This is a genomic window from Alteromonas sp. KUL17, from assembly GCF_006538305.1.
GTDB classification, from domain to species: Bacteria; Pseudomonadota; Gammaproteobacteria; order Enterobacterales; family Alteromonadaceae; genus Alteromonas; species Alteromonas macleodii.
The window spans coordinates 11522-28214 of the sequence record NZ_BJKJ01000036.1; the positions used below are offsets into that span (position 1 = coordinate 11522).

The window sequence follows — 16693 nt, forward strand, 5'->3', positions numbered from 1 at the left end:
GTGTGAAGTCCTCTCTCCGTTTATTAAGACGAGAGCAAAAGGTAAAACTGAAAAAATTGTAAGGGAGTATATCGAGCATACCGTTTATTCACAAAAAAGAGTAAGGTTATGCGATAGACATCAGATTTGCTGAGTACATATATGATTTGGCAACGTTAAATAGTCGTGCTGTCATCATGTTTTCAATTAATGTGCAGCATATTTAGTTAACACGCTTACGTGTATTAATATTGACGAAAATTAAAGGAGAGCGTCATTTCTACGCAGCACTTGCCCCAAGTTATTGCAGGTCCGATAGTAAGAAAGGTGACATCTACAGAATGTCATATTTGGGTAGTAACCAGTAACGCCGATTCACCTGCGCTAAATCTATCTGCAAATGAAGTCGTCGTCAGCGGCAATTGTCAACGCGAAACCATACGCGTAGGTAAGTACGCATTTATACACTTGCTCTCTTTCACTTCGTCAGAGCCCTTCGAAGATACTGCGCGGATAGGTTACTCGCTATCTTTTAGCGACGATGCTCAGCAGGCTTCATGGGAAAATGAACAACGCGGGCTTCTTTACGATGGACAGTCTTCCTTATGTTTCCACTACACCGAGACTCCCGAGACCATACTGCACGGCTCATGCCGTAAGCCTCACTTTCACAGTGATGATGCCCTAGCACAAGTAGATGTACTCCATAAAAATGCGTTCAAAAAGCAAAATGATTTTCCCGATCTTCTGTTGATGACGGGCGATCAAATTTACGCTGATGATGTCGCAGGTCCTATGCTTAAAGCCATACACAGCGTGATTGACCGTTTAGGTCTTTATCATGAAGCACTGGAAGGGGCAGTAGTAACCAACACTAATGAACTTGCCACACATGAACATGGGTATTATGAACGAGAGCAGCTTCTGCCACAAATTGCGACCAATACGGTACTGTCTTCAATATTCTTTGGTGCTAAGAAAAAACCGGTATTCACATCAGTAAACGCGCAAAACCATTTGATTGGCAGTGCGGAGATCATCGCTATGTATTTACTGGTGTGGTCCGACACGCTTTGGGCTGATATCAATATAGATAAAGATGGGATCCCCCCAAAATACCACGCTAATTTCGACAAAGAACACGAGGCGCTTAACGGTTTTGTAAAACAGCTACCGCAGGTACGTAGGGCTCTGGCACATATTCCTACCTATATGATCTTTGACGATCACGATGTTACCGACGATTGGAACTTAACCCGGGGCTGGGAACAAGAAGTCTATGGAAACCCTCTATCAAAACGCATGATCGGCAATGCGCTTATCGGCTACTTGCTTTGCCAAGGATGGGGAAATGCACCAAAAAAAGTAGCGCCATTAATTGCTAAAGTACAAGAATCAATGGGAGAAAGCGGTTTAAACTCGCACGATGAAATCATTGATGATCTGTTGGATTTTGATCAGTGGCATTACCGTTTAGATACCACACCACCTATTGAGGTTTTAGACACCCGCACGCAGCGTTGGCGCAGTGAATCTAATATGAATAAGCCCTCGGGGCTAATGGACTGGGAAGCACTGTGTGATTTTCAGCATTCTATAATTGGCAAAGAATCTGTCATCGTCGTCTCTGCCGCTCCCATTTATGGTGTAAAGGTTATCGAAGCCATTCAAAAGGTGTTTACGTTTTTTGGCAAGGCGCTTACTGTTGATGCTGAGAACTGGATGGCCCACAAAGGCACCGCGAACGTTATATTAAACATATTCAGGCATTACAAAACGCCCCCCGATTTCATCATTCTATCTGGCGATGTGCACTATTCCTTTGTATACGATGTACGCCTGCGCTTTAGGCGCAACAGCCCTCACATCACCCAGTTCACCTGCAGTGGATTAAAAAACGCCTTTCCGGATGGATTGATCAAATGGCTAGATAGATTAAACCGCGTGCTTTACCACTCTAAATCGCCTCTAAACCTTTTCACAAGACGTCGAAATATGTCGGTAAAAGCGAGAGAGCCAAGTTTGGGCTATGGCGAATTATTCAACGGTTGCGCCATTGGTGTATTAAAAATTTCACAGAAAAACACCGATGTTCAGTGCAAAGCTTTGTTGAGCAACGGTAAAGAGGTAGAATTCCCAGCTTCTAAAGACGATTAGTTCAAAAGAGGTATCTAATGAGTGATAGCGCACTGTCCATCGGATTATTTTACGGCTCAACAACCTGCTATACCGAAATGGCAGCAGAAAAAATCCAAGCGCAGCTCAATAGCCTTTTCGACGAAGATATTGTTGACCTTCACAACATTAAAGACGTTAACCTAACGCGCACGGCCGAATACGACATTATCATTTTTGGTATTTCAACGTGGGACTTTGGCGAGCTCCAGGAAGATTGGGAGTCTCATTGGGAAGAAGTGCACGGTTTGGATTTATCAGGGAAAACCATCGCCTTATTCGGACTTGGCGATCAACTTGGTTACGGTGAATGGTTTCAAGATGCACTAGGCATGCTTCACGATGCAATATTGCCATCAGGCTGTAAGATCGTGGGTTATTGGCCAAACGAAGGATACGAGTTTACCGCCTCAAAAGCGTTAACCGAAGACAAAACTCAGTTTGTTGGCCTGTCTCTTGACGATGAAAACCAATACGACAAAACAGACGCACGCATCGAAGCATGGTGCGAACAGTTATTGGTCTCGATGGCTTAACGCCTATTAATTTCGGATGTCAGTGTTGGAAAGTAAAGGCCGTATTCATCAGCAGTTTTATCGCAACGGCCCAAGCCACAGGGACGGCGCTGATGTTTCATTTCAAGATATTCGCAAACTGTTTAATTTCGCTACGATCACTGTGGGTAGATGGGTAACAGCAGAAGAACAACAGATCGCTGCCAACCTCTTTTTCGATGCGCTTTACGATCTGGTCGCGATCTTAAATATCAATGAACAGGTGTTATCGTTAAACGGATCCCTGTCACTGGCTTTTGGCAGTGGCGGTCAAAAACACAGCAGTGCCCACTACAACAGTGCGAAAAGACAGCTTGCGCTAGCAAAAAATGCAGGAGCCGGAGCGCTAGCCCACGAATGGTTTCACGCTTTCGATCATTATATTGCGCCGCGCATGTTCGACGGTATTGCTGTCGGTAGCTTTGCCACACAGGCCTGGCTCGACAATGCCCCGATGAATCCTCATCCGTTGAATCAAAAATTGAGCGATTGTTTCTCGCTTTTGTTCCTAAATGATCAAAAAAGACCAAATGAGTACTTTGTGCGATCCGTAGAAGCTGATCGCGCGTTAAAAATGTATTATTATGCTATGCCTCAGGAGATGGCTGCCCGTGCATTTGAAGCCTGTATTCAAGATCACGAGATCAAAAACGCATTTTTGGTGCAGGGGACAAAAAAATCAACGGAAGCTAGACTTGGCATTTATCCTCATGGTAACTTGCGTACATCACTCAATCAGGCATTGATGTTGTATTTTTACCAATTAGGTGTCGCTATTTCACATAAACAAACCTAGTTTGTTGTTTTATTACTGTGAAACTGAGTATTTTTTCAACAACAAGTGTTAATAAGCACACTGTTTTTGTACAAAACCCTGTATATTTTTGTAACAAGCAGTATACTAAAGCGCTCGAACGTAACAGAAGAAAGAAGACGAGATGAAAAGAAAGAAGCATACCTCGGCTGAAGACGAGGCTCAGATTGATATGACCCCCATGTTGGACATCGTGTTCATCATGTTGATTTTCTTCATCGTAACGACCTCGTTCGTGAAAGAGAAAGGTTTGGACGTAAACCGTCCTGAAGATAATCAAGCGAAAAACGATAAGCCTTCAAAAGCGCTTTCTATCCGTATTGATGCTGATGGCACAATTATGATGGGCGGCCGCGAAGTTGATATTCGTCGTGTGGTTGCAAACGCGCAAACATACCTAGCGGAAAACAACACGGATTCAGCTGCTATCCAGGCTCACGAAGACAGTGAGCACGGTACTGTGGTAGAAGTTATGAACCAAGTTAAAATTGCAGGTATTGATAAAGTATCTGTTTTGGTTAAAAAGAGCAGCTAAAACGCCTTTCTGACCACGCAAAATAAAGAAAGCCACCTTCGGGTGGCTTTTTTCGTATAAGACCTTATACCAAAGTATCTCTTGTGCTATCGCATGAATTTTGTTCAGATCGTACCATTCGGTGTGTCTGGAAAATCCATGTTGAAACTCGGTTCCAGACTCTGATGTCACTGGAGCCATTATGCACAAAAAAATACTCTACACTGCTGTACTTGCAGCGGTTATGTCAGCACCACAAGTGTCTGCCGCCAAAATTGAATTGAGTGAAGCGTTTGAATACAACGCATTCATCTTCGATAGCTTTACCGGCCAATCTTCCGATGTTGAAGGAAGACTAGCTGTCGGTGGCGAAATGAACGTATCCGATTTCAATGTCGGCTTACTGCTATCGCCAGATATGTCTGAGTCTGCTCTTGCCGTAGGCGGTAGCCTTCATTTCACGCGCGGTGATGTTCACGGTGGTTCAACTACCGTGTCAGGTATGGTGTTTGGCTCTGAACTCACATTCGATAAAGCGGTTAACGCTCAGCAGACTGTAAATCTCATTAATTCTACGGTGAAGTCTGGCGGAATCTCATCGAAAGGTGATGTCAAACTAGGTAACTCAAATGTTGTATCAGGTGATGTGCACGCCAATACTGTGAAACTTGGTGGGCCTAATAGTGTTTACGACAGTGTGAGCAACCCTGCTTTATATGGCTCCCAAGTTGAAAACGGAAACGTATTTGCTGAGTCTAGCGTTGAACTTGATAGCAGCGAAGTTAACGGTACCGTAACGCTTAACGACGTTAACAATTACACCGCTATCAATGGTTCGACAGCAACATCTGTTGAACAGGGCAGCGTGAGTAAGGCTGACGTTAACAATATCGACTTTAATGCTATTGCTGCCGAAGTAACAGCGCAGTCTCAGGAGTTTGCGTCAATGTCGGTGAATGGCACAACAACATTGTCGTGCACTGACGCTAACGATTCGGATCAAGTGGTTGCTTGTACCGACGCTAGCAAGGATGTATTAAATACCATTACCTTCTCTGGCTCTGATGACATCAATATCTACAATATTGACGCTAGTTGGTTCAGCGCTGCTGATAAAGGCATTGTTTACGATTTCTCAACCACCAGCTACAACATCATCAATGTGTACGGTGAATCAGTTGAGTTATTTAACACTGGCTTCTTTAATACAGCCTTTACGCAGGAAAATGAATATTTCAGAGAAAATGGCCAGTACAGAGACAATGACAACAATGTAGGCCAGCGTCATGACGGCCTTTATACCAACAACATCTTGTTTAATTTTGTTGATGCTGATTTTCTTACACTACATAGTGTGGGCGTTAAAGGTAGTGTACTGGCGCCATATGCAGAGCTAAGTTTCTACAATGGTCATGTGGATGGTAATGTCATTGCTAATAGTTTGGTCACTCCGTTGGTGCCACTGATTAATGACGACGGCGAAACCTACAATGCGCCAACAGGCCAAATAAACAACTATCAGTTCGGTGCCATTAACGTAAGTGAACCAGCCTCAATCGCTCTTTTATTTGGCGCTGGATGTTTCATGCTAGCTAGACGTAGAAAAGCGAACTAACGCTTTAAAAAGAGAATAAATCTTGAGACAAAAGCGGCTTTATAGTGCAAAGCCGCTTAATCTTGGTGAAGACAGCAACAGCTCATCGCTTGTTACACCGCCGCCTTGCCCTTCTCGCCACCTTATCTGAATCCCCGCTTCGAACGCTTGATACTCAACGGCAAACGCTTTTCCAATATAACCAGCCACAATCCAATGGTTATTAATACGATACTGGCCTTCAGCCATAAGGTTTCCGCTTAAGCCCGTATCTGAGCTTTCACCAAGGGTAGCGTCCTCATCAGTCGTTGGAGAAGCGCCTCCAATCGGAAAGCGCAGATCATCGTTTTGTTCAACACGTGAAAGCGCAAGCGAACTTCGAAGTTTAACTTGCCAGTTTAGCGCCTCAAGCGTTAACAGCTCTGAATAGCCCCCGATGCTGACAAACTGACTGGGGCTAAAGTAGCCACCATTACCGACCGTAAAACCGCTTAGATTTTTATCATAGCCTGTATAGCTCAAGAATGGCCCTACACGCCAATAGTCAAGCTTTGGAGAAATCATGGTAGCAATATCGTAACTCACATCACCCCGTAGAGAGAACGCGCTATTATCGGCAACCTGCTCGCCTTCTAAGCGACTAACCTGAGCAGTACCTGCAACAGACCAGTTGTCGGCCACTGCATGCGCTACTAACCCTCTTATGCCACTTTCTATCACGTAGCCCCAAGGTTTCTCGTGATCAGCATTGAAGGTTCCGGTTTGGCTTAATAAGCTGTCTTCTTTTGCCTTTCTAAATAAGGTTGCAGCTACCGTTGTACTGGTAAGAAATTTGGTTGCAGATATCTGCCCCGTTACTTTAGCGCCAACGGGTTGATCGAACATGGCATATTCAAGGTTAGCGTAAAAATTGAAATCAGGTGCCTGATAATGCGCTTCGGCGCGAAGCCCCTTATCTTCAAAGCCGCTTATTCCCGAAAATGCTCCACTCAATTGGTTGTTACCAAACCAGTCGCCAACTTGAGGGCGACCGCTGTAGAATTGCTTATAGTCGAGTGATACTTGCCACAGCCAGTTTTCATAACCGCTGCCAATACCAATATATTGCGACAGAACATCGAAATTACCGAGCCCCTCACTTCCGCTTCGACTGCGAGTATTAATACCGTAGACTGCACTTAGGCCATCTTTAGTTTGTGCTGTAACTCCCCGCGCATCGCGATTTTGATAGGCTAGCCAAAACTGTTTTCTAGGCCAGGCGTTACGTGTGGTGCGTTCTTGCAATATGCTTTTTACCGCACTGTATCTCAGCGCCAATCGGTTCAGTGTGGCTTCGTCGTCTTGATTAATTGTAACCAATTCATTGGCAATTACCGCATCGGTTGGCGTCTTCGCAAGGACTCGCTCGAACGCTGCGGTGGCGGTTGTGGTGTCTTGTATCTCTTTAGCAGCCCACCCAATTAGTGCTTGCTCATCTACACTTAACGGTCTCAAACGGGCGAGTGCTTCGCCTGACTCAATACTTTGCTTGTAGCGCCGTGTATCGTAAAACTGAGCCTGTCGGCTAGCCAGACCATCAGCACAGCGTCGAATGAAAACCTCAGTATTGCCACTACATGCTAGGTCGAACGCGCTTTGTTTGGCCGTGTCGCTGCTTTGCGCGCTAAGTGACAAATACCTGCCTTCATTATCGTTCACCAAACTAAATAGCGCGTCGGCAAAGTCGTAATTTTTCAAGTCGTATTGTTGCCATGCCGCGCCCTGCAGCACTTCTTTCACGTAGCCGCTGTTATCAGATTTGAGAAATTGCTCCAGCGTTGTCGTATCGCGCAAAGACAATGCCTGCTGTAGCTTAATACCAGTGACACTGTTAAGGCCTTGTTGAGCGGATTGTTTTTCGATATCACGAACTGCCGATTGTTGAGCCTGAGAGAACTGCTGCGTTGCCATTTCTAACATGCCTTTATCAATGGCCGTCCAACCCATAAGCAAGTAAAAATCAGTACGCTTAATTTGATTGCTCAATGCAATAAGCGTTTCTACTTTTTGCTTCGGCGTATTTGCTCTGGCTTTCGGCGTTAACTGAGCAAATTGTTCGAGCGGGAGGGCTTTAGAAGCGGGCTTATTAGGCTGCTTTTTTAAAGCCTGAAGCGATGCTCTTGGCTCTGACACTACAGGCTTGATAGTACCTTTTAAGCGGCCGTTTATTCTGTTTAGTTCGGTTTCGACTTCTTGTGGCACCTGCCACGTAGGGTAACGAGCTTTTAAGCGCGTAAACTCTTCATTGGCTTGCTGAATCTGTCGCTCATTAATATGGTACCAAAGCCCTGTTAAATCCGGCTGATCTTGTTGTGCAGGTAATATACCCAGATCTTTTTCTTTGTACGTTGTTTTAGCTTGTCCGTATGCCTGCACCGACACAAGTGACGTGGCCAAAGCGCCTAGTGCCAGATACAAAGAGGTGCGAGTAAACCGAGTTTTCACGATGCGTTATCCAAAACTGCTAGCATAGAAAGCAGCGTTAAACTTGCCGAGTAATAATCCATGTTTCGATTGATCTCAGGCCACTCTGGCCTTTGCTTTTCTTCTGATTTCATCAAGCTGTTTACGGCCATCTGCACTGAACGCATTCCCTTAGACATTTCGTACTCAGCGGTTTCCTCGTTTAACAGGTTGATGGTAGCTGGCGTAGGCGTTATCGCCCACCATGCATAGTAGGGGGAAAGTAGCTTCTCAGTTAACCTAGCGTTTTGGCGAAAACGTGGGGACCATGCAAGCTGAAGCGGTATACGGATCGCATTAAAACCAAACTCAGGCGATATCACATTATCTAAAGTTAACGCACCAATTTTACTGTTATCGGACTCAGCACTATTAGGGGTGAAACGCACCCAATCACTGGGCAATTGGTAGGTAGAAAACTGCATATTCGACAGCAAGATCAAGCCCGACTCGAACAGGCTTTCCCAACGTGACGGAGTATCCGACAGCGAAGACAGGTCAGTTATGGCGGGAAAAACCCAATAGGACAGATTTAGCTGAAGGCTGCTATTTCCTGTTTGGTCAGATGCAAATCCGTATTCCCCTGGCAAGAGCACTACACTGTTATTATTCACCACCAGAAGTTTCTGCTCTACAGCACGTACAATATTCCTGGCGGCCTCCTCATACTTACCAACGCCCCACTTTTCACTTGCACGCAATAATGCCCACGCAATAAGAATCTCACCATCAGAGGCATTATTAGGGTCATCGATACAAGAAGATGAATTATCCACACAAGGTCGGTAGCGCCAGCTAAATAGCCCGTCTTCGCGCATGAGCGTGCGTTGGGTCCAGTGCCATAATGCATCAAAGGTGTCTTTGTCGTTGGCGGCCACGGCAAAGAGCATACCGTATCCTTGCCCTTCGCTGTGAGACACATCATCATTTCCTGTGTCTACCACGCGCCCGCCGTCAACAAACAATGCCTTATACGCCATGTACTGAGACTTGAATTCGCTATCTTCCTTGGTAGAGCACGACGCCAACAGGAACAAAAAACCTATCACTAGCGTCGCTTTTGTTGCGTAATGCAGCTTTACCATGAGTCTTGCACTTGTTTATTTCTGCGTTTAAGCAACAGGTAAATAAGTAGGCTTACAACAAATACAACCAATACAAAGCCTATTAACCAATACCACGGGTTGTTAGACAGCCATAGTCGTAAATGCAGCCAGCTGTCGTCGGCTTCACCCACTTCATATTTATCGCTTACCTGCATGATGAGTGATGGCGAAAGACCGTCTTTCCATGCGAAGAAATCCCCTGCCATCTGCCCCCACATCGACAAACTAACCAGATCCTCGACTCTAGCTTGAAGAAGTTCCGGCGTCTGCGCTGCAACAATGAACAAGGTATCGGTTTGTGATGAAACAGGGTGTGCCTGTGCAGTAAGTACTGCTTGCTCACCTAAGTCACTTTCTTGAACGGTATGACCGTCTATGCGCATTTCTTTGAAAGACTGATCGTCAGTCAGGTTTCTTACGCGATTGTACAGATTGTTCTGTAACCGATAAGACCAGCGTTTCGTTGCCTCAATGGCCGTACTGAATTCAGACTGCTCAATATTCGTTAAGCTTTCAGGGGTACCTAGAACAATCACAGAACCTTCGGTTGTAATGTCGTTTCCAGTTGCTATTTTCACGTTCAATAAAGGCACTTGGGCTACTTGCGCTAATTTCGCTGAAAGAGTTAACGCTGTATCTAAATAGTCATCTGACGGAATAGCAATGGTTGACGATGGTGCTGACTTAAAGCGCGCAAACGGGTAAGCCGTTTCTGAAAGCAAGACGAGATTAGGTTGAACTGCCACGTTTCCTGCATCAGGTAGTTTTATAGCCGAAGAATCATCAAGCTGGAACACGAGGTGGGAACCAGGAATATCATCACAAGGCACACCTGCTAACGGCGCTCTCATGGTTACCGCAAAGTCTAAATTATTCGTCCCGCCTTTGAAGAACCGTGCAGGTATTCTTAGCTGATAGTCTCGGTAGGATTGTCCGTTAATATTATTAAGAGACAAACCGTGTACAAGTTCGTCATTCACGCTTACATTCATAACCGAACCTGGCCCAAAACCTGCGCCATACCCGAAGTCTAAGAGCAAGCTCACGCTCGCGTTTTCAGGTACATAAAAATCTGCAGGCAATCTGAATGACACCCGTTTGGTGAAGTTCCCCTCATCCCTAAACTGAGTGGTCGCCACACCAAAGTCTTGGAATGTGTAGTGATTGTCTGGGTTCAGAATGCGATGACGCTGCAGCGTTTCCGCCTGCATTTGTGACTGTGAAAGTACGGTGACTTGTGAAATAGGGTTAATCGCATCGTCCATTACCGCCAAAGCTTTCGCTGCCTCAAGTACTTCACCTTGTGTGGTGCCACTTACAATTAAGCGATAGCTAGCTGGTAAAATGACTTTACTGTCCTCAACAAACGCAGGTGTGCGCTGTGCTTTTAGAAACGCGCCATCAATGTCGTTAATCACTTCGTCAGATAATACCGGTGATAACGCGTCGACTGTACCAACTAGAATATGAACAGGCTGTTTTTGCTTGGCTTTGAGATACCATGCAGCACGCTCGTAGCGAGCAACATTTTGGTCGTTCCAAAAACTATTTTCTGTGTCTTCTAGCTGGGGCAAAACGTAACCATCATCAAAGCTGTCATGCTCGATAATAAGCGGCTGATATTGATTCCTAAGAGACAGTGCTTGAGCAACAATGGGAAGTGTCTGATATTTAATTTGATCATCAGCCTCTCGCGCCGTGTAAAGCTGAACGTTTCGCTGTCCGCCAATTCCTGGATTAAAGAATCCGCTCAGCTCATCTAACGTGAAGCGCTTTTCATTCACCGACGTCGCAATTTTTAGCGTTGAGTTGTATGCATTAATTTCGCTCCACAATTCAGGCGCACTGCCGTCAACACATTGCTCGGCATAGTGCTGACTTACCGCTAGTGTCAGAGAGTTAAACCCGGCTCGCCACAATGAAGTAGGGATCGCAATTTCAGATACAAGAGAAGGTCTGTCTGGGTCGAACGCAATCTGTCCAATGGTCGCATTATTGAATCTCACATACAGCTGAGAACGCTTTTTGATTAACGCCTGCGAGCTGACCACTTCTAATGTAAGTAGCGCGCTGTCCACATCAGTTACTGAACTAAGGGGAATTGGAATATCAATGGAGGCAGATTTTCCCTGCAAGCGCACGGTACTTTCACCGCCAAAAAAGTCGGTTAATCGATACGTGTCAGTTTGCGCCGCTAGGGTAAAAGGCATGCACAAACATACGATGAACATAAGGTATTTTTTAATCATTGATTTTCCTTTGCCGGTTTAGCAAGCAAACCTAATTTCCCGGCGAATTTCCCCATTAATACAAGCATATGCAATAAAACAGGCTTTAACCCAACTTTCAACACATGTTTTGCGCCGAACCAGTATGAGATAGCCCTTGTTCTTCTTCGTTGAAACGACATCCAGCGCAAACTATCACACAGTGAATAGGCGACGACTTCGTTTTCTTGTTCTTCGGTTTGAGGCATAAAGCGTACTCGAAGAATTTTTGACCTATTGTCGTAATGCAGAACGCTAATTGGCAAATGAACGTTCTTATTCAGTGCGTGACTCCACGATGTGAGCGTGGCATTTTCAGGTACTAACGCTCCCTCACCTTTCAAACGTAACCGAGCTCCACCAAGCGAAAGATCGACCAAATCTCCAACCCAAGCTTCATCACTTGTAGTCTTAATAACGACACTGTTCGTAGCTGGTAGACGTGCCTGGCTACGCACCTGTTTCCGCTCTAATAACACACTAAGAACAGACAACAATAGAATCAAATTAAATACATTCCACAACATGACCACCACAGTAAGTTCCCGTGTAAGAGGCTCTGTTATGAACTTATAGACGCCGCTCCCTAATGCGAATGTGATTACCAATATTAGCCAGTAAAACACGCTCGATAGTGGCGACACAAAGGTTCTGTCAAGGCTCTCTCCTTTTGGCGTCACAACAAATGAAGGTGCCCGCGGCTTCAAGAAAACCTTGATTAATGCATTTAGCGTAAATGCGCACTGTAGTATTTCATATAACTCTGACACTAAGGGCCATCGGGTTCGTCCAAAGAGCATGGTGGATATCATGTAAGTGGCAATAACATGAGGCAGGGTGAAGGCAAAAATTTCAAGCATCGATGCATGGTAAACCTGAAGCCCAAAGACCAAATACGCCAGTGGCATAAGCAAAAAGATGATGCGAGCAAACGGGAACAGCCAAAACATGATTGAACTCATGTAGCCCACTCGCTGATACCATTTTAGTCCTTGCGCTTTAAAAGGCTTTTTGAGTAGTAAAATTTGCGTCATGCCTTGTGCCCAGCGCATACGCTGCTGAATAAACGCATCAAAAGTTTCTGGCGCAAGGCCGCTTACCATAGGTCTGTCCACATATACAGACTCGTAGCCCATTTTGTGAAGATCTAACGCGGTTTCTGCATCTTCAGTGATAGAGTCGCCGGAAATGCCCCCCACCAAATCGAGGTGCTTTCTTCTCATCAATGCGGCTGATCCACAGAAGAAGGAACTCCCCCAGTAGTCTAAGCCTTTCTGTATAGTGCCGTAAAACATATCGTTTTCTGAAGGCATGCGAGTAAACGCAGAGAAGTAGTTACGCTCAACAGGATCTGGGTTAGCCATAAAATGAGGGGTTTGAACGAGAAAGACCTTCTCGTTTTTAAGCATCCACGGCACGGTTCTATCAAGAAAATCCGAAGTAGGAACATGATCAGCATCCAAGATAACAATCAAATCACCCGTGGTATTTTGTATTGCACTGTTCACATTACCCGCCTTGGCAAACTCGTTTTTTGCTCGAGTGTGATAGGTAATATCCAAGCGTTTGCACAGTGCTTGCAAATCTTGTCGCCGCTGTTTTGCAGTGGCCGCTGACACAGGGTTTTCAGCGTTAATTTTCTGGTCGGTTCCGCCATCGTCAAGCAAATGAATCCGAAGCTTTTCTTTAGGGTAATCGAGCATTTTTGCAGCGCGGATAGTAACTTCTAATATCCCTTCATCTTCGTTATAACTCGGGATCATGACGTCTACACTGGGCAGAGTTGATTTATCTACCCCTTCCAGAGACAAAAGCGGTCGACTGAGCGGAAACGCGTTAACGATCGCCCCTAACACTGAAGTGATCCCCGCATAAATTTCAGCGCCAAATAATAGCCAGACGGCAATCATTGAAAGAAAATCTGAGTAGGTTAGTGTGTAAATACCACGCCACAGCAAATACCTGACGCTAAGCGCAATGGCTAGCACCAGAGCTAAAATGCGGAATAAATGCTGGTATTTTTGCGTGTGCCGCGCTTCTTTGCTACACAAGGATATTGCAATGAGGATAACGATTGAAGAGAGAAGCTGCCCCAATGCATCCATGGGTGCCAGCAGTAGCACCCCGAGAATAAAGGATGCTACTAACAGAACAATAATGAACTGAGAGGTGTAGTGTTGTCTACGAGTTTGCGAATAGTCCAAGTTTGCGATCCAATACGTGTATTTGCGTTACACTTGCATAGTTCGCCCTGTTAATTAACGTAATTTTACCGTCCGACATTTCAATCTCGTGATTACTTTTATAAAACAAACGAGAAATGTCATCTCTCTGCTTTTTATTGCTTTTAGACGCTAACAACCACGCCGGATACGTTGCCATTCCAAATGCAGCTACAACAATAAGGCCATAGAACAATACTGGCGACATTGTTGGCGCTATGTACAGGGAAAATAAAAACATAGCCATACTTGCAACAGTAAATATACCAGTAATTTTGCGAAAACGTATAACTTTCATAAGTTTATTTTCTGCATCAAGCAGCATCGAAAGACGCTTCTTCCACAGCTGCTCTGTCTCTAAACTCGTGCGTTCTTCAACCAGTTGTGGTTTTTTAAAAGCAGGGTTGGTACTTTTAAACTGTTGAGCAAGCTCAAACACGTTTACCGCAGCGCCTTTATTAATAGCGCTCTGAAACGATTGTTCAAGCGTAGGTGATTGATCAAATTGTTGTGAGTTATCTACTAATTTCACTTCGCACACTCCCCTCATTACTACACACTGAGTCTACTTCCGTACATTCAGAGGAAAAATTGCTGAAACCATACTTACTGATTACCAATGATACGCTTACATACGCAGATTGATATTGAACTTTAGCTCATTGAACTTTGGTATAAGTCATGTAGGGCAAGGCCTACAAGGAAGTGCAGACTATATGAAAAGCCATATAGCAGGTAGCGTAAGTCGCAGAAAAGCAGCCCGACTAAACGGAATTAAAGTGGGCAAATTAGACTAATTGATAAGGTGAGTTTTATTGCTAAAGCGTTAGGGCTTGCGCAGCTTACTTAAAATACTGATCAAGTTACTTACATTGAATACCGTTCCAAAAATACTGCCCACGGAAATGGCATATAACAACCCCAAAGTTTCAGCAACAAGAAAAACCTTTCTAATAGTGTGCGTATTGCGGATAACCAAAGATCCCACTGTAAAAATAAGTGACGACGCATAGGCAATGAAGATTATCCAGCTGTGCTCTAGCACAAACCACTCATAAGCGAGGAAGCCTAGATTCACCGCAACAAAGAAAAATAAAATGGCATTGCTTCTATGTTTAATGGCGATAAAGTTACGAACGCTGGCAAGCAGTGTTCCAATGCCTGCGGCCATGGCATCTAGCATAAAAAAATGCACGCTAAGTGCACTTAAGGCAAACGCAGAAATAAGCAAATACTTGTCTACGTTAGTTTGGCGATACCCAATAAAATTTAAAACAACGGCTATTGCGCCAAAGCCTTCTGCAACTATGTTCATTAATATAAGCTCATTAAAATTTAAGGTAGAAAGGCTGACAAAGGGCTTTGTATTCACTGGTATATTCGCCCTTTTGATCCCTAATTATCAGCTCATTTTTGATTGCATTTTTCGCTATTAAGCTCGGCCATTCCCGATGTGCAGTAACGTTTTTAAGATTATCACTTGCGCCCTCCATTACTTTTTTAAAGTGGAACGCGCAAAGATAAGGCGATTTGTTAGATGTATGCTTTACATAAAGAATATCTGCCAGCGATAGGCCATAACCTTCAGCCGTTTCGATAACCGAGGCTTCCATCGACGCTGGGTACACACAGTACATTTGCCCTTGTTCTATTAACAACGTGCTGCTTGCACTAAAAAGTTCATCTGGGCCCAATGCAGACGTTTGCCTTGCCACCGAGCGAGATTGGCTTTGCTTGCTGTACGCATTTGAAAGTGTAGCTGGCGTGTCAAAGTAAGGCGGATTAGAAATCACTAGGTCATACAAGTGGGGTGAGGTGTAGCCAGTTACATCACAGCAGTAAATAAACAGCTGTTTGGCCCATTTTGCATTTTTAAAGTTGGTAGCGGCCTGCGCTGCGGCTTGCTCATCTATTTCTATCGCGTCAATTCTGGCTGCGCCATTATCGAACGAGCTGATGTCAATTGAACTGCTTTGAACATTCTGCTCTTCACCGTTCGGATTGCAAAAGTGCGCTGCTTTTTGGGCCATCATCAACGCTAAAATGCCACTGCCGGTGCCGATATCCAAGATACGTGGAGCATGGCTGAGGTTTGCGCGAAACTGTGCCCAACTTCCTAAAATCAGACTGTCGGTGTTCACTTTCATCGCGCATTTGTTCTGTGCTACGGTGAATTGTTTACAGCGGAACATAAGGAAGTCGTATTACCTAGTGCGTTAAAAGGCGCGCATTCTATATCAAGTCGGGTTGTGCTTCACGTTAAGGTTGTGACATTTACTGTGAGCGCTTATTTCCAGCGCTGCAGCGACATCATATTTCTGGCCACGTCAACGGCATGAACGGGTCGGTATTTCTTTAACGGGCCTTTCATTATGCTTTGCCATATGGGCGCCGTTTTCTGCGCTATATCTTCTAGCGTCCGCGACTCGTCGCGATTGCCTAACAATAACGAAGGGCGTACGGCAGAGGCATGGGGTAACTGAGGCATTCGCATAATCGCGTTTTCTAGCTCGCCTTTTACTCGTAAATAAAAGTTACTGCTTTTAGCATCAGCGCCTACCGATGATATCCATACAAAACTGTCCGCGCGCTGAGCTCGGGTCAGCTGTGCGGCAACATGAACATATTCAAAATCAACGCGGCGAAACGCTTGTTTCGATCCCGCCTTTTTAAGCGTGGTGCCCAGACAACAGTACACATGATTTACGCTAAAGTAGCCTTGATAGTCCTGTAGATTGTCGAAGTCGATAACTACAGGTTTTAGGCGATTGTGAGGGTCGTTAAACATACTGGAGGAGAGCGGTTTTCTGACTAAGCAGGTTACCTCATTGTACCGTCTATCCTGTAACAGCATATTTACAAGCGTTCGTCCCACTAAACCTGTCGCTCCTAGCACCATTGCGGATTTCATATGTCGCACCTTGTATCATAAATTGATATAACTACAATCAAACCTTCGACAGTCA

13 protein-coding genes are annotated in these 16693 nt (G+C 44.9%); 5 read left to right on the plus strand and 8 right to left on the minus strand.

Annotated features, from left to right (window positions below; genetic code table 11):
• Positions 1-270 precede the first annotated feature (270 nt).
• The 5 genes from KUL49_RS19585 to KUL49_RS19610 all read left to right on the plus strand — a co-directional run bounded on the left by KUL49_RS19585 (position 271) and on the right by KUL49_RS19610 (position 5651).
• Positions 271-2136 (plus strand): alkaline phosphatase family protein, encoded by a 1866-nt coding sequence (locus KUL49_RS19585; RefSeq protein ID WP_131138342.1) that lies wholly within the window; start codon positions 271-273, stop codon positions 2134-2136.
• Positions 2137-2153: 17 nt separating this feature from the next.
• On the plus strand, positions 2154-2690 hold the full coding sequence (gene fldB / locus KUL49_RS19590) for a flavodoxin FldB (protein ID WP_014950744.1): 537 nt from the start codon (positions 2154-2156) through the stop codon (positions 2688-2690).
• Between the two features lie 25 nt (positions 2691-2715).
• The gene (locus KUL49_RS19595; protein WP_014977431.1) at positions 2716-3504 is read left to right on the plus strand and encodes a CLCA_X family protein; all 789 of its coding nucleotides are present in this window, start codon (positions 2716-2718) and stop codon (positions 3502-3504) included.
• Between the two features lie 142 nt (positions 3505-3646).
• Complete coding sequence (locus KUL49_RS19600; protein ID WP_049588728.1) at positions 3647-4057, plus strand: biopolymer transporter ExbD; 411 nt, start codon at positions 3647-3649, stop codon at positions 4055-4057.
• Between the two features lie 181 nt (positions 4058-4238).
• A complete protein-coding gene (locus tag KUL49_RS19610; RefSeq protein WP_131138344.1) occupies positions 4239-5651 on the plus strand; it encodes a collagen-binding domain-containing protein in 1413 nt (470 codons plus the stop codon).
• 39 nt (positions 5652-5690) lie between these two features.
• Here KUL49_RS19610 and KUL49_RS19615 read toward each other — a convergent pair whose 3' ends face one another.
• From KUL49_RS19615 to KUL49_RS19650, 8 genes are all read right to left on the minus strand, one after another.
• Entirely contained in the window at positions 5691-8114 is a 2424-nt protein-coding gene (locus KUL49_RS19615; protein ID WP_131138345.1) for a cellulose synthase subunit BcsC-related outer membrane protein, read from the minus strand.
• Complete coding sequence (locus tag KUL49_RS19620) at positions 8111-9217, minus strand: glycosyl hydrolase family 8 (RefSeq protein WP_131138346.1); 1107 nt, start codon at positions 9215-9217, stop codon at positions 8111-8113. The genes KUL49_RS19615 and KUL49_RS19620 overlap by 4 nt, the downstream gene beginning before the upstream one ends.
• Positions 9211-11487, minus strand: coding sequence for a cellulose biosynthesis cyclic di-GMP-binding regulatory protein BcsB (locus tag KUL49_RS19625; protein WP_131138347.1), 2277 nt, complete (start codon positions 11485-11487; stop codon positions 9211-9213). The genes KUL49_RS19620 and KUL49_RS19625 overlap by 7 nt, the downstream gene beginning before the upstream one ends.
• A complete protein-coding gene (gene bcsA, locus KUL49_RS19630) occupies positions 11484-13709 on the minus strand; it encodes a UDP-forming cellulose synthase catalytic subunit (RefSeq protein ID WP_014950751.1) in 2226 nt (741 codons plus the stop codon). The genes KUL49_RS19625 and bcsA overlap by 4 nt, the downstream gene beginning before the upstream one ends.
• Positions 13687-14259: a hypothetical protein gene (locus KUL49_RS19635; protein WP_131138348.1), complete on the minus strand. Its 573-nt coding sequence runs from the start codon at positions 14257-14259 to the stop codon at positions 13687-13689. The genes bcsA and KUL49_RS19635 overlap by 23 nt, the downstream gene beginning before the upstream one ends.
• Before the next feature lie 294 nt (positions 14260-14553).
• Positions 14554-15042: a YgjV family protein gene (locus KUL49_RS19640; RefSeq protein WP_014977436.1), complete on the minus strand. Its 489-nt coding sequence runs from the start codon at positions 15040-15042 to the stop codon at positions 14554-14556.
• 13 nt (positions 15043-15055) lie between these two features.
• Entirely contained in the window at positions 15056-15874 is an 819-nt protein-coding gene (locus tag KUL49_RS19645; protein WP_131138349.1) for a tRNA1(Val) (adenine(37)-N6)-methyltransferase, read from the minus strand.
• Positions 15875-16014: 140 nt separating this feature from the next.
• The gene (locus tag KUL49_RS19650) at positions 16015-16638 is read right to left on the minus strand and encodes an NAD(P)H-binding protein (RefSeq protein ID WP_014950755.1); all 624 of its coding nucleotides are present in this window, start codon (positions 16636-16638) and stop codon (positions 16015-16017) included.
• Between the last annotated feature and the right edge of the window lie 55 nt (positions 16639-16693).